Here is a 13,353-nt window from a genome sequence, read left to right as displayed (position 1 = left end):
TTATGGCCAGAATGAAGTGAAATCAAAATAGTCTAATTTTTCTAACATATAAGCAAGTTTTTTCTGACTACGGCATTCAATCTGTTCGCTCGTCAGGCGTAATAAATCGATACGTTTATTTTGCAAAATAAAATTTAGTTCTTCTTTCAGCAAACTATCTAATTCTTTTAACACATTGCTTTTTTCCCCTTTACTGGATGAGTTTTCTACGGTTTCACAATACAATTTATCAATACTTCCCTCAATACGAGGTAACACTTTCATCATTAAAAAATCATCCCACAAAGCCTGTAATTCAGCCTCACTTTGAGGTTGAAAACAAATTACGCTCAGTAATAATTCATTCAATGCACGATAGGCTAATTCAAATGGCGTGTTGATTAAAATTTGATTAATCTTTGTGAGAAATTGCACACTTTTTTCAATATAAATATCATTTAGCTTATATTCTCTGGCACTGGAATAAATCGGGTAGGAGAGTGCTTTATTTACGGTGTTTGGTGAGAAATATTGATCAAATTTATTGGGATAGAATTCATTAAAGTCAAAACTTAACGCCCGATCTAATACTTTACGAGAAAAACCATGGGTTGTTTCATCCATATTTACCGTGCCGGCGACGATTAAGTTAAATGGCAAAGGGATACCATATTGGCTGAAATAGGCGACTAAAACTGGATCTTCGGTTAATTCCAGTTCATTTAAAAAATCCTCATTTTTCTCAAATTTTTTAAAATCTTGAGAGCTGAAGATCGGTTTAGATTGGTAATAAAAATGATCGTTGTTTTGTTTCCATTCTCTGGTTTCTAAAATAGAAAGGTAATCCGCAAAATATTGCTCCACCGGCGCTAAATTCATTTCATCCAAACAAAGCCAAAATGGTCGAATTTGTTCAATTTGAGAAAGATGTAATTTAACACGATTTTGCTCAAATTCTGGCTGTACGGTGATAATTTCTTTCCATGCTTTGATCAGAAATTGCAGTAAAGGGGTAACAATATAACGATCTTGACCAGATAAACGAGAAACATAACCCAATAAATCAGAGGGTTCATGCCAATCGGGACGAACGGGTACTAAGCAATAATTATCCCCATTTTGTCCAGTTATTTCCGCTTGTTGTGCGACAAAACGGGTTTTACCTGTGCCAGAAATGCCGGCAAGAATGAGGAATGGTTTTGGGAGGCGTGTACTAATATTAGTTGATTTGTGGCTAGCTTTTCTATCTATAATAACATTAGTTACTAGATTATTAGATTTTCCTCTTGAAGGAAAATCTAATAATAATCTCTCATAAACAGACCCTTTCTCTACTACGGATAAATTAATATTACTCTCGTGTCTGTATACACAGATAATAGTTTCAGGAGATAATAATTTGTTATATCCAATAAATTCGCTTAGTCCACTTAATGATAATCTGTGTTCTGATTTTGATGGTGGTCTTGAATATGTTACATGTACAATTCTATTTTCATTTATAATGTTTAGCGTAATCGTTTCATTTACTTCAGGATGCTGATGAACGTCTCTATCAGGAAAAAATATTTCCCTTGCCTCGGTAGGTACAAGTAGAAATGACCCTCGTCCAGTTCCATTTTCAGTTTGGCTAATTCCTAGCTCATTTGCATTAACTTTGTGTATCCAAACTAGTTTACTCATAATTTATCCTTATTTGTATTTTGTTAAGATCTTTTCTAATATTATTGCTATTTTCTTTGCAAATAATGGCGGAACCGCATTACCGATCATTTTGTATTTAGCTCCCATAGATCCCATAAATTGAAAATCATCAGAAAAAGACTGAAGTCTAGCAGCCTCTCTGACTGTAATACTTCTCCCTTGTTCTGGATCTGGGTGAATATGCCTTAATCCATCTTTATATAAATGAGCAGGAATAGTATTACTAGGCATGTTTTCTCGTAGTACATGGTATTTGTGTACATTAGATAATTTACCTGTTGCTTGGGTATAAATTTCTTGTAATGCTTTTGTGCTAGTATATTTATTTTCTCCATTTCTTATATCATTAGCTAGCATTTGGAAGATCTTTATATCTCTTAGACTATGGAATCTTGGCTCGTGATCTGTCAATGTATTTTTATCTGATGATATATGAGAAACTTTTCCTGCTTGATAAGTCGGGTAGAGTTTAGGTAAATCAGATATAGCGTCATGTACTGTTTTAGTTTTTTCTTTATTTTTATTCATTTCAGAATAAAATTCTGAAATCATTTCTTTATGGCTAGTAAATTTTTCTTTATTGACCGCAATTATTATAACCCTTTTTCTTTTTTGTGGAACACCAAATTCAGAGACATCAAATATAGCCTCTTCTTTAATATTTTCTGATATAGCATACCCTGCATTATTAAAAGCTAATGAGATGCGATCTAAAATAGGTTTTCCATCTGGCGTAGCACTAAGCATGCCCGTCACATTTTCAAATATACAGGCTAAAGGTTTAAATTCTTCAACTATTCTAATATAGGATTCAAAAAGGTAGTTTCTATAATCATCTTTCATTCCATTATTATCTCTGATTCTCCCTGCAATAGAATATGCTTGACAAGGAGGGCCACCAATAATGACATCAACATTATTTTTATCAATAATTTGCTTTAGGCCAACAGATGAGCCATAAATAGGATCATGATGAAACCCATTTATAAGTTCTTGAGTTCGTTGTAGATCAAAATGGATAATTATATCTTTAACATTGTGGTACCCCCATTTTTTTTCTAGCCTATTTCTAAGCACTTCTAATGGTTGTTTATCCCATTCAACGCCAGCTAATAAATTATATTTATTACTTTGTTTAAAGCCATCTGTTAGCCCCCCACAGCCTGCAAATAAATCTATTGTATTAAGCATTATTGATTATCCAATTCTAATATTTTCTTACCAATTACATATCCTAATAATGGAGGAACTGCATTACCAATCTGCCTGTATTGTTGGGTTTTATTACCTTTAAATTCAAAATGATCAGGAAATGATTGTAATCTCGCATTTTCTCTTGCCGTAGGTATTCTATTCCAACGATAGTGGAAATGATTTCTATGGCCCGTATCAATGGTTTTTGATGGTTTCTGGCTGTGGTATCTTGTCCACGCCTCATTAAATTTTCTTGAATTACCTACACCATCTGGAAGATCTTTGTGATTTCCGCCCTCTGGAACTTGTTTGATAACATTAATAACAAGATCTGTGTGTTTTGTACCAGTATGATTTAAAAGTTTATTAGATTTTTGTCTCATCATTTTTTGGTATTCAGAGCTAGGTTGCTTGGTATAATCACTAATATCTTGACCTAAAGAATATTCTAGGCTTGGTAAATCTCCAATTGCTTGTTCACAAGTTACATAATTATCAGGGCTATTTGTTGCTTGTGGAAATTCAAATACATCACCATTTAAAACACCTACAAAAAACATTCTTCTTCTTATTTGTGGTACGCCATAATCAGGTGCATATACTAGTTTTTCTGAAACAGAATATCCTAATTTATTAAATTCATTTATAATCGCATTTCTAGCTTTTCCTCCATATAGCGTTTTAATGCCTGGAACATTTTCAATAACGATATATTTAGGTTTTATTTTTTCAGCTAATTTAAAAACAGAATAGAATAACTTATTTCTTATATCATGTTCATTTCGTTTGCCTGTTAAAGAAAAACCTTGGCAAGGAGGGCCCGCAACAATTAAATTAATTTTTTTATTTCCAATTTCATTAACAATTGTTGTAATACTTTCTTCTTGAGATAAATCTAGATTTAATGCTTTCGCATGTTTGTGGTTGTGGGAGAAAGTATCTAACGCAGATTGTTCTATATCTACACCAATAACACATTCAAATCCAGCTTGCTCAAAGCCAAATGACAATCCTCCGCAACCAGAAAATAAATCAATAAGATATTTTTTTTTACTCATGAGATGTTTACTCAACCCATTCAATCACGTCATCCACTGGCTTGCGGTGTTTTTTCTTAATCTCTTTATTACGATATCCAAACGTCACCATGCAAGAGACGCCGTATTCATTGAGATCAAATACCCTTTCTTCGGATAAAATACGGTTCACTTCATCATAGTTAAATCCCTCAATGGGGCAGCTGTCAATACCAATTAAAGCTGCGCCAGTCATCATGTTGCCGAGAGCGATATAGGTTTGTTTGCTACACCAATCAAATAAAGTGCGTTCGCTTTCAAGGATTTTAATGTCATCTTGTTGGAATGATTTATAGCGGACGACCGTAGCCGCCATTTGTTCTGGCGTGAGGCCTCGTTGTACTAGGGCATTGCGTAAGAAGTCACTGTCATAGCGTGCATTCTTTTTAGCTAAGATCACCACTAAATGGCTTGCCTCATGAATCGGGTGTTTGATCCCCCAACTGACTGGGGCGATTTTTTCACGCAGTGCGGGGTTTTGCAATACAATAAATTTCCACGGTTCGGATCCCACGGAACTAGGAGAAAGACGGCCTAATTCCAGAATATAGTCCATGTCCTCTTTGGGAATTTTACGTGCCGGATCGTAGGTGCGACAAGCGGCACGGAAATGAAAGGCATCAAGTACCTGTTGTTTATGGATATTGGTCATTTGTTATCCTGTTTTTATAAAAAAATCAATAAAATAAACCGCACTTTACATGCGGTTGAACCGAGTACAGGCGTACTCGGCGCATTTAACACAAGACGCAACGCATGGTGATTATCGTTGCTTGGGGAAATTGTTAATTTAAGTATTTAAAGACTTTCACCACTTTTTCTACGCCAGATACTTTACGTGCCACTTCTGCGGCTGCAGTGCCTTGATCTTGGGTGACGTTACCGAGTAAAAAGACTTCTTTATTTTCGGTAATCACTTTGATATCGGTGGTTTTCACTGCAGAATCAAGCAACATGTTGGATTTAATTTTGGTGGTAATCCAACTGTCTTGCGCTTTTTGTGTGGCGCTAATTGGCGAGCCAGTACGCATTTCATTGTAAACATCACCCACATTTTCTACGCCTTTGGCTAAACCCGTGGCCACTTCTTTCAGGCTTTCTTCTGGCACTTGACCGAGCAATAAGATACGATTGCTGTAAGAGACAACAACAACACGTCCTTCTGCTTTGATCTGTTCATCTTTGGTGACGGCATCATAGACTTTCAGTTCTAAGGTTTCATCATCTACTTGCGTGCCCATTGTTCGTGGATCTGTACCTACTTTGGTCGCCACAGCGGCTCCTCCTAATCCTAAAACAACACAACCTTGTAGAATGACGCTTGCGGTTAAGAGCATGCCGAGTTTTTTTAAGCTATTCATTTTCATTTAATTTACTCCTTAAATAATCTGTTATAGTCTGTGGTTTGTGAACGAATTTGTCAACTGCTTTGTGTAAACAAAGTATGATCAATGAGTTCACACAGGGCGTTAATCAGAAATAAATGCCCCTCTAAAATACGGCTTTCTCGATTGCTTGGCACGGAGATTTCTAAGTCATTTTCCGTTAATAATCCACGTAAATGATCGCTATTATTACCCGTTAAAGCGATTACTGCAATTTCTTTGGTAAAGGCCTGTTGTACCACATTTAAAATGGGTGATTCATTACCAAGAGGGGAGAGGGCAACTAAAATATCACCTTGTTGTGCCACGGCATTAAATTGGCGTTGCAGCAAGGTTTCGTTTGGGTTATCAGCCATAATCGCTGAACCAATAGCGCCCTCGAGGCTTAATAGCACGGAGGGAAAACTGGGCCGTTCTAATTCGTAGCGATTGATTAAATTAGCCACTAAACATTGTGCATTGGCATAGGAACGGCCTAATCCGCACACAATAATTTTATGCCCGCTTAATAAGCAAGTGACCATATTTTGTGTGGCCAGACAAAGGTTGTTGGCTAAAGACTTTGAGGCCGCAATTTGAATTTGAATATTTTCGGCAAAAAGATCGTTAATTTTTGTTAGCATGATTAATCCAAAAAATTAGGAATCCATTCAAGATCATCTACTTGTTGACCAAAGGCCACCAAATCAAAACGGCAATCGGCATCTTCAAGACTTTGTCCTCGTTGAATCAGCCATAAATTGGCGGCGTCTTGCCATTTTTGTTGTTTGCGCCAATCGACACTGTCTACTGCGGAACCAAAATGATCGTTTTTACGTTGACGCACTTCCACAAATACAATAGTGTCGCCCTCTAACATAATCAAATCAATTTCACCGCACTTAAAAGATTGATTGGCGGCCACAAAGCGTAGCCCTTGTTGTTCTAAAAAGAGGCGAGCATAGCGCTCAAATCTCGCCCCTTGTTGTTTGGTCGAACGGGTGAGTTTGGCCGAGAACATTAGTTTTTAATGGTATTGATATTGCCATCTTGGTATTGGAACCAAGTCATATCACGTTCAATATTACAGTTCGGGCCAGCGCTAAGTTTACCCGTTAATCCACTCACAGAATAACCGGGAACTTGACGTAATTCATTGAATTTATTAATTAATAACCACGCATCTGCACCCATGGCATATAATCGCATTAAGGAATAGTCACCACCAGTTTTGCTTTCAATCGTTTTATATTGTTCAGAATCCGTTTCTTTAAAGAATGGAATATCACTAAATTGTAACCCATTCATTTGTAAACGGTATTCTGGCGTATTGTTGGCGGAATTACTGCGAGAGCTAGCGTATAATGTGAGATTTGGATTGACATTGTCAATTACGGATTTGAGTTCGCTTAATTGTTCGCTTAAGGCCACAATATACATAGCTTCCGCTTGTTTACTGGCGCCTTCTTCTAAGGCAAGTGCAATATCTTGTGCTTGATTATAGAAACGGATATTGGCATCGGTGCCAGACAGTTGTTGCCAACGTACGGTAAAAGCACTGGCGGTGCGTTGCCCTAAGTCAGATTGCGGCACCATGACTAACGGAGAGCGAATGTTATCATTCCACATTTTATCGGCAGCAGATTCGGCTTCATCTTCAGGGGCTAAACCATAATAACAAAGCTGACTGACAGCACGAGCATTTGGGGTGGAATTTAAAGCTAACACATTCAAGCCTTGAATGCTGCTTGGGTTACTTAACACCACATCCACATTGTTTTTTAACAATGGCCCCACGACAGCCATGGCGCCCGATTGTTTGGCTTGTTCAATGGCAGTTGGAATATCCGTTGTCATGGTATCAATCACATCAACTTGAATATTGCTCTCACTTTCACTTGTTTCACCTTTGGCGTTATCGAACCCCGATTTCACGGTACTACCGATTAATTGTGCATCCCCGCTTAAAGGCAATAACAATGCTACTTTGTTGACTTGTGTTTGTTGGAAATTGGATAAACTTTTTAATTCTGTTGGGAATAAATAGGCCGCACTATGGGTTGAGTAAGCGGTTTTCCAATTTTGTAAGGCTTGGCTTAATTGGGTTGGTTGATTAATGTTGTCATTGTAGGCTTGCGCTAAAGCGAGCCAACCGCCTAAGGAAACATCCCCGTCAGCAGATGTACTGTTTACGGTGCCTTTATTGGTTTTGCGTAATAACGCCCAAATGTCGTCAATATTGTCTTGTTTGCGTTGAACGTCAGTAAGATAGCTGTCAATTTTAATACGGGCTTTGACGGCATCCATAAATTGATTTTGGTTTTCCGCAATACGTGCGGAAACTTCATAATAACGGGCGCTTTGTGACGGGCTAAGTTGCGCCAAATTAATCAATTTTAATTGGCTTTCGGCTTGGCTATTCTGTTGTTTGGCCGCAGAAATATGGGCGTCAATAATGGATTTATCTAATAATTGTTCTGGCGTGAGTTCTTTGAGATTTAACTCTGCTAATAAGGCCTCGGCTTGCGCCACTTTATTTTCCGTGATTAAGACACGAGCGGCTAAAAGTTTATAGGTTTGTTTATCTTCTAATTCTTGGGTTTGGGCTATTTTATTCATATAAAAATCGGAACTGGCATTGGCGTCCAATTTTAAGGTTTGATCAAAGTCACTTCCGAATAAGTTTGTACAGCCTGCCAATAACACAGGAAATAAAAGTGGCATTAAACGTTTTTTAAATTTCGTCCCTTGTAATAGAATAGACATAATAACTCCGTGATAAGAAAGAAGTGTAGATCTTACTTCGCTCATCAATTAAAAGCAATAAAAGAAGAGATAAAATGACAAATTCAGGGACTTTATATATCGTTGCCACGCCCATTGGCAATTTACAAGACATTACGCAACGGGCATTAGACGTATTTTCCAAGGTGGATTTAATTGCAGCGGAAGACACCCGTCATAGTGGTTTATTATTAAGCCATTATGGTATTAAAAAGCCGTTTTTTGCGTTACATGATCATAATGAACAGCAAAAAGCGGATTTATTAGTGGAAAAATTACAACAAGGGCAAAATATTGCCTTAATTTCCGATGCGGGTACGCCACTCATTAGCGACCCGGGGTTTCACTTAGTACGAAAATGTCGTCAAGCACATTTAAATGTGGTGCCATTGCCGGGGGCTTGTGCGGCGATTACCGCCTTATGTGCCTCGGGTATTGCCTCCGATCGTTTTTGTTTTGAGGGCTTTTTACCCGCAAAAAGCAAGGCACGCCGAGATAAATTGGAAAACTTAGCCAAAGAAGACCGCACGTTGATCTTTTATGAAAGTACACACCGTATTGCAGACACCTTGGCGGATGTGGAAACCGTATTGGGAGCAGATCGTTATGTGGTGCTTGCCCGAGAAATCACCAAAACATGGGAAACGATTTCTGGCGATCACGTAGGGAATTTGCGCCAATGGTTAGCGGAAGATCCCAATCGTACCAAAGGCGAAATGGTGTTAATTATTGAGGGGTATCGCCAAACGGAGAATGAGGCATTTGATCCACAAGTCGTGAAAGCCTTACAATTAATTAGCCAAGCATTGCCGTTAAAAAAAGCAGCGGCGATTGTGGCAGAACTTTATGGCGAGAAGAAAAATGCCTTGTATCAATATGGATTAGCGCATTTTGGTTAAAATTTTGCGATCTAGATCAAACTTTTGAAAATCAATGCTTTATTTATACTGGATAATGAATTTATAATCAACACTGGGAATTTTGCAGTATTGAGGGAACGATGAAGTTAGAGGAATTAGCCAAATTAGCTGGGGTGTCACGCACCACGGCCAGTTATGTGGTCAATGGAAAGGCCAAGCAGTACCGAGTAAGTGATAAAACCATTGCCAGAGTCAAAGCATTAATCCATGAACATGACTTTAGGCCCAATGCCTTGGCAGCGAGTTTACGAGTGGGTAGAAGTCGCACGATTGGGTTAATTATTCCTGACTTTGAAAACATGAGTTATGCCAAAATTGCCAATCAATTAGAAAATCGTTGCCGTGAGAATGGTTATCAGCTCTTGATCGGCTGTTCTAATGATAACGAACACAATGAAATGGGCTGTGCAAAACAACTGTTGCGGCGTAATGTGGATGCGTTAATTGTATCCAGTGCATTGGCCTCTGATCACCCGTTTTATGCAGAATATGCTCATAAAGTCCCCGTGATTGGGTTTGACCGCCGAGTGAATGCGGAAAACGTGTTAAATGTGCTGACTAATGATGAACAAGATGCGTTCCACTTGGCAGAAAAACTTTTTCAACATGCCTATGACAAGGTGCTATTTTTAGGCGCTTTGCCCGAATTACAAACCAGTCGAGAACGGGAAGTTGGCTTTCGTAAAGCCCTCGAAGTGCGGTCAAAATCGGCTGAGTTTTTATATGCCGATCATTTCCATAAAGAAAGTTGTGCTAAAACCTTTTCGCAATGGTTAAGCCATAATCCGTTGCCTGACGCTATTTTTGTGACCTCGCTCACCTTATTGCAAGGTATTTTCAGCGTGTTATTAAGTCAACGTAAATCAATTCCAAAAGAATTGGTGATCGCTACCTTTGGGAATGATGACATGTTGGATTTACTTGAAAATAAGGTGATTTGTAGCGTACAAAATCACCATAAAGTCGTGGATTCCTTGTTGGATCTCACATTTAAACGCTTACAGAGCCAAGCTCATGTGGCCAATTCAACCTTGTTGGTTCGAGAGATTGTCTGCCGTAATACTTAAGGTGCATTTTCGCACCTTATGGCCTCATGCGAAGTTATAGCATGCCCGCATCTACTGACAATTTACCCGGTTCAACCGTAATGCCTTTGGCAAATTTTTTGATGAGGGCATCTCTCACTTTGCTGTCGTCTAGGGTATAAATCGGCATACTGGATAATAACGCTCCAATGCTGTCACTTAAAAACGGCATAACTGATTGGAGTTGGGCGGCGTAATTATCTGGTGAACCTGACCAACGTAAAATTCGTAGATCTTTTAAATACACTTCGCCTTTTTCTGCATTATAGTAGGGAATGGTGTCAAAGGTGAGGTTTAGTTTACCGGCATAAATTTTATTGCTGAGGTTAAGTGAACTGTCAATGGTACCAGTGAGTTCCACACGTCCCGAATTATTTTCACCGATTTTGGCTTGTAGATTTTCAACTTTGTAATCCATGCTGAATAAACCTGGTAGGCCGAGTTTGTCTTCGACATTTAATTTTTCCGCTAAATAATGATTCACTTCGCTTTCGCTGATAGAAAAAGGATTGGCAGCTTGTGCTTGCGAATAAGTGAATACACCAAGGACGAGGCTACAACAGACCATAAATTTGTTAAACATAAGGATTTCCTATTTGTTAATGAATGTTTGCTAAAATAAATTTTTTATATCTTAACAGTTTTTGCGAATTGCTGTACAATTTTCCTTTAATTTAATATTAGGAAAGATGATGAAAAAAAGTATTTTGTTGATATTAGCAGTGAGTTTGCTTTCTGCTTGTACGTTTGGTGGTGGTTTCGGTGCAGGCAATGGCGGAGCTGGCGTTTCTCTTGGTACAGGGATTGGATTTTAAAAAAGACTTGTATTTTCACAAATTTTATGTATAATATGCCCCATATTTCGGACGCGGGGTGGAGCAGCTTGGTAGCTCGTCGGGCTCATAACCCGAAGGTCGTTGGTTCAAATCCGGCCCCCGCAACCACTTTCTGAAAGGTTTATAAGTCAGAAAGGAAATAAAGGTTCAGTGAAACCCAAATTTGGAATTTGGGTTTTTTTGTACGTAAAATTTGGACATTTACACTGGGCTTTTAGGCCCTTTTTTTGTGCCTGTTTAAGATAAAATGTAGGGGCGTATGGCATACGCCCAAAACCGATTGAACCGCAGGGCGTATGCAATACGCCCCTACATGATTATGGGTGATTATCGGCTATAACGTGACAAAGGGAAAAACAAGGATAATCAATGGCAACATTAGAACAAAAATTAACAGAATTACTACAAGATTCCGTGCAAGATCTCGGCTGTGAGCTGTGGGGAATTGAATGTCAACGCACTGGTCGTTTTATGACCGTACGTTTATTTATTGATAAAGAGGACGGTGTGGGAATTGAAGACTGTGCCGATGTCAGCCGTCAGGTGAGTGCGATTTTAGATGTGGAAGATCCCATTGCGGATAAATACAATTTGGAAGTGTCCTCACCGGGTTTAGATCGCCCATTGTTTACCCTAGCACAATATCAACGTTATGTAGGCAAAGAGATTAGCGTACATTTACGTATTCCGGTGGCGGATCGTCGTAAATGGCAAGGCATATTGGAAAAAATTGACAATGATATGTTGACCTTGATGGTGGATAATCAACCGCAAACCTTGGTGTTTGGCAATATTCAAAAAGCCCACGTGGTGGCAAAATTTTAATGACTGAATTTAACTATTAAAAGGATAATGAAAAAATGAGTAAAGAGATTTTATTTGCAGCGGAAGCTGTGTCTAACGAGAAATCCCTACCGAAAGAAGTGATTTTTGAAGCCTTAGAAAGTGCCATTGCACTGTCAACTAAGAAGAAACATGCACAAAAACAAGAGCGTTTAGGGGTGGAAAAACCGTCTGAAATTGATGTGCGTGTGGTGATTGATCCAAAAACCGGTGAATTTGATACATTCCGTCGTTGGATGGTGGTGGAAGAAGTCACTAACCCGACGAAAGAAATTACTTTAGAGGCTGCTCGCTTAGATGAACCTGAGATTCAGTTAGGCGATTTTGTGGAAGATCAAATTGAATCCGTGGCCTTTGACCGTATTACCATGCAAACCGCTCGCCAAGTGATCAGTACCAAGATTCGTGATGCAGAACGTAGCCGTGTGGTGGAACAGTTTATCAGCGAAGAAGGCAAAATCGTGATTGGTACGGTGAAAAAAGTCAACCGTGAAACCATTATTTTAGAATTAATTGGGAACAAAGAAGATCCGGTGAAAGCCGAGGCCGTGATTGTGCGTGAAGATATGTTGCCACGTGAAAATTTCCGCCCCGGTGACCGTGTGCGAGGCGTGTTATACAAAGTCAGCCCTGAAAGCAAAGGGGCGCAATTATTTGTTACTCGTGCCAAACCGGTGATGTTAGAAGAATTATTCCGTTTGGAAGTGCCAGAAATTGGCGAAGAAGTGATTGAAATCAAAGGCTCCGCACGTGATCCCGGTTCAAGAGCGAAAATTGCTGTGAAAAGCAGTGATAAACGCATTGATCCCGTGGGTGCCTGTGTGGGCATGCGTGGGGCGAGAGTGCAAGCCATTACCAATGAATTAGGTGGTGAGCGTGTGGATATCGTGCTTTGGGACGACAATCCGGCACAATATGTGATTAATGCCATGGCCCCTGCGGATGTGAGTTCTATCGTGGTGGATGAAGATAATCATTCCATGGACATTGCGGTTGAGGGAGCGAATTTGGCCCAAGCCATTGGTCGTAATGGACAAAATGTCCGTTTAGCCACGCAGTTAACTGGCTGGACATTAAATGTGATGACCACCGATGAGTTAAATGAAAAACACCAAGCGGAAGATAATAAAATCTTAAAATTATTTATGTCGGCCCTTGAAATTGATGAAGATTTTGCACAAATCTTAATTGATGAAGGTTTTACTTCTTTAGAAGAAATTGCTTATGTGTCGGTCAGTGAATTAACCGCTATTGACGGTTTAGAAGATGAAGATTTAATTGAAGAATTACAAACCCGAGCTAAAAATGTGATTACCGCCACGGCGTTAGCGGAAGAAAAAGCCTTGGAATCGGCACACATTGAAGATCGCTTATTAAATCTTGACGGCATGGAACGCCATATCGCCTTTAAATTGGCCGAGCAAGGTATCGTGACACTGGAAGAATTAGCTGAACAAGGTGTTGATGATTTAGCAGAAATTGAAGAATTAAGCCCAGAAAAAGCCGCTGAATTAATTATGGCAGCACGTGAAATCTGTTGGTTTAGTTAATCGTTGTAAGGAGAAACA

General features: G+C 39.0%; 14 protein-coding genes and 1 tRNA gene. 6 read left to right on the top strand and 9 right to left on the bottom strand.

Translation table 11 applies throughout. The annotated features are described in order from the left end of the window. The 8 genes from ACTG7Q_RS06620 to ACTG7Q_RS06585 all read right to left on the bottom strand — a co-directional run bounded on the left by ACTG7Q_RS06620 (position 1) and on the right by ACTG7Q_RS06585 (position 8,083). Positions 1-1,662, bottom strand: coding sequence for an McrB family protein (locus ACTG7Q_RS06620; protein ID WP_439242137.1), 1,662 nt, complete (start codon positions 1,660-1,662; stop codon positions 1-3). A gap of 9 nt (positions 1,663-1,671) precedes the next feature. Further along, complete coding sequence (locus tag ACTG7Q_RS06615) at positions 1,672-2,874, bottom strand: DNA cytosine methyltransferase (RefSeq protein ID WP_439242135.1); 1,203 nt, start codon at positions 2,872-2,874, stop codon at positions 1,672-1,674. Next, positions 2,874-3,935, bottom strand: coding sequence for a DNA cytosine methyltransferase (locus tag ACTG7Q_RS06610; protein WP_439242133.1), 1,062 nt, complete (start codon positions 3,933-3,935; stop codon positions 2,874-2,876). Before ACTG7Q_RS06610 ends, ACTG7Q_RS06615 begins: the two co-directional genes overlap by 1 nt. Positions 3,936-3,942: 7 nt before the next feature. After that, positions 3,943-4,605, bottom strand: coding sequence for an NAD(P)H-dependent oxidoreductase (locus ACTG7Q_RS06605; RefSeq protein ID WP_439242131.1), 663 nt, complete (start codon positions 4,603-4,605; stop codon positions 3,943-3,945). 133 nt (positions 4,606-4,738) lie between these two features. Continuing rightward, positions 4,739-5,320 (bottom strand): division/outer membrane stress-associated lipid-binding lipoprotein, encoded by a 582-nt coding sequence (gene dolP / locus ACTG7Q_RS06600; protein WP_439242129.1) that lies wholly within the window; start codon positions 5,318-5,320, stop codon positions 4,739-4,741. 53 nt (positions 5,321-5,373) lie between these two features. Continuing rightward, positions 5,374-5,961, bottom strand: coding sequence for a D-sedoheptulose-7-phosphate isomerase (locus tag ACTG7Q_RS06595; protein ID WP_439242127.1), 588 nt, complete (start codon positions 5,959-5,961; stop codon positions 5,374-5,376). Between the two features lie 2 nt (positions 5,962-5,963). After that, positions 5,964-6,338, bottom strand: a complete 375-nt coding sequence (locus tag ACTG7Q_RS06590; RefSeq protein ID WP_439242125.1) for a YraN family protein — start codon at positions 6,336-6,338, stop codon at positions 5,964-5,966. Beyond that, on the bottom strand, positions 6,338-8,083 hold the full coding sequence (locus ACTG7Q_RS06585; RefSeq protein ID WP_439242123.1) for a penicillin-binding protein activator: 1,746 nt from the start codon (positions 8,081-8,083) through the stop codon (positions 6,338-6,340). The genes ACTG7Q_RS06590 and ACTG7Q_RS06585 overlap by 1 nt, the downstream gene beginning before the upstream one ends. A gap of 74 nt (positions 8,084-8,157) precedes the next feature. Here ACTG7Q_RS06585 and rsmI point away from each other — a divergent pair, with 74 nt between their 5' ends. Both rsmI and cra read left to right on the top strand, forming a co-directional pair. Next, entirely contained in the window at positions 8,158-9,000 is an 843-nt protein-coding gene (gene rsmI, locus ACTG7Q_RS06580) for a 16S rRNA (cytidine(1402)-2'-O)-methyltransferase (RefSeq protein ID WP_439242121.1), read from the top strand. A gap of 101 nt (positions 9,001-9,101) precedes the next feature. After that, a complete protein-coding gene (gene cra / locus ACTG7Q_RS06575) occupies positions 9,102-10,088 on the top strand; it encodes a catabolite repressor/activator (RefSeq protein ID WP_439242119.1) in 987 nt (328 codons plus the stop codon). Positions 10,089-10,122: 34 nt separating this feature from the next. Here cra and ACTG7Q_RS06570 read toward each other — a convergent pair whose 3' ends face one another. Next, the gene (locus tag ACTG7Q_RS06570) at positions 10,123-10,689 is read right to left on the bottom strand and encodes a DUF1439 domain-containing protein (RefSeq protein ID WP_439242117.1); all 567 of its coding nucleotides are present in this window, start codon (positions 10,687-10,689) and stop codon (positions 10,123-10,125) included. A gap of 109 nt (positions 10,690-10,798) precedes the next feature. Here ACTG7Q_RS06570 and ACTG7Q_RS06565 point away from each other — a divergent pair, with 109 nt between their 5' ends. The 4 genes from ACTG7Q_RS06565 (at position 10,799) to nusA (ending at position 13,335) form a co-directional block, all read left to right on the top strand. Then, positions 10,799-10,921, top strand: a complete 123-nt coding sequence (locus ACTG7Q_RS06565) for a hypothetical protein (RefSeq protein WP_439242115.1) — start codon at positions 10,799-10,801, stop codon at positions 10,919-10,921. Between the two features lie 52 nt (positions 10,922-10,973). Then, positions 10,974-11,050: transfer RNA gene (locus tag ACTG7Q_RS06560), tRNA-Met, on the top strand. Positions 11,051-11,311: 261 nt separating this feature from the next. Further along, positions 11,312-11,767 (top strand): ribosome maturation factor RimP, encoded by a 456-nt coding sequence (gene rimP, locus ACTG7Q_RS06555; RefSeq protein ID WP_439242113.1) that lies wholly within the window; start codon positions 11,312-11,314, stop codon positions 11,765-11,767. Between the two features lie 35 nt (positions 11,768-11,802). Continuing rightward, on the top strand, positions 11,803-13,335 hold the full coding sequence (gene nusA / locus ACTG7Q_RS06550; RefSeq protein WP_439242111.1) for a transcription termination factor NusA: 1,533 nt from the start codon (positions 11,803-11,805) through the stop codon (positions 13,333-13,335). Positions 13,336-13,353 lie beyond the last annotated feature (18 nt).

The sequence above is a fragment of the Lonepinella sp. BR2474 genome, from assembly GCF_051851555.1.
Taxonomy (GTDB): Bacteria; Pseudomonadota; Gammaproteobacteria; order Enterobacterales; family Pasteurellaceae; genus Lonepinella.
This window is presented reverse-complemented; position numbering and strand designations above follow the sequence as displayed.

Bases quoted from the DNA above. Each gene is read 5' to 3' on its own strand.
- ACTG7Q_RS06585 (WP_439242123.1), bottom strand. From the start codon at position 8,083: ATGTCTATTCTATTACAAGGGACGAAATTTAAAAAACGTTTAATGCCA.
- rsmI (WP_439242121.1), top strand. From the start codon at position 8,158: ATGACAAATTCAGGGACTTTATATATCGTTGCCACGCCCATTGGCAAT.
- ACTG7Q_RS06615 (WP_439242135.1), bottom strand. From the start codon at position 2,874: ATGCTTAATACAATAGATTTATTTGCAGGCTGTGGGGGGCTAACAGAT.
- rimP (WP_439242113.1), top strand. From the start codon at position 11,312: ATGGCAACATTAGAACAAAAATTAACAGAATTACTACAAGATTCCGTG.
- cra (WP_439242119.1), top strand. From the start codon at position 9,102: ATGAAGTTAGAGGAATTAGCCAAATTAGCTGGGGTGTCACGCACCACG.
- ACTG7Q_RS06570 (WP_439242117.1), bottom strand. From the start codon at position 10,689: ATGTTTAACAAATTTATGGTCTGTTGTAGCCTCGTCCTTGGTGTATTC.
- ACTG7Q_RS06605 (WP_439242131.1), bottom strand. From the start codon at position 4,605: ATGACCAATATCCATAAACAACAGGTACTTGATGCCTTTCATTTCCGT.
- ACTG7Q_RS06590 (WP_439242125.1), bottom strand. From the start codon at position 6,338: ATGTTCTCGGCCAAACTCACCCGTTCGACCAAACAACAAGGGGCGAGA.
- ACTG7Q_RS06595 (WP_439242127.1), bottom strand. From the start codon at position 5,961: ATGCTAACAAAAATTAACGATCTTTTTGCCGAAAATATTCAAATTCAA.
- ACTG7Q_RS06565 (WP_439242115.1), top strand. From the start codon at position 10,799: ATGAAAAAAAGTATTTTGTTGATATTAGCAGTGAGTTTGCTTTCTGCT.
- dolP (WP_439242129.1), bottom strand. From the start codon at position 5,320: ATGAAAATGAATAGCTTAAAAAAACTCGGCATGCTCTTAACCGCAAGC.
- ACTG7Q_RS06610 (WP_439242133.1), bottom strand. From the start codon at position 3,935: ATGAGTAAAAAAAAATATCTTATTGATTTATTTTCTGGTTGCGGAGGA.
- nusA (WP_439242111.1), top strand. From the start codon at position 11,803: ATGAGTAAAGAGATTTTATTTGCAGCGGAAGCTGTGTCTAACGAGAAA.
- ACTG7Q_RS06620 (WP_439242137.1), bottom strand. From the start codon at position 1,662: ATGAGTAAACTAGTTTGGATACACAAAGTTAATGCAAATGAGCTAGGA.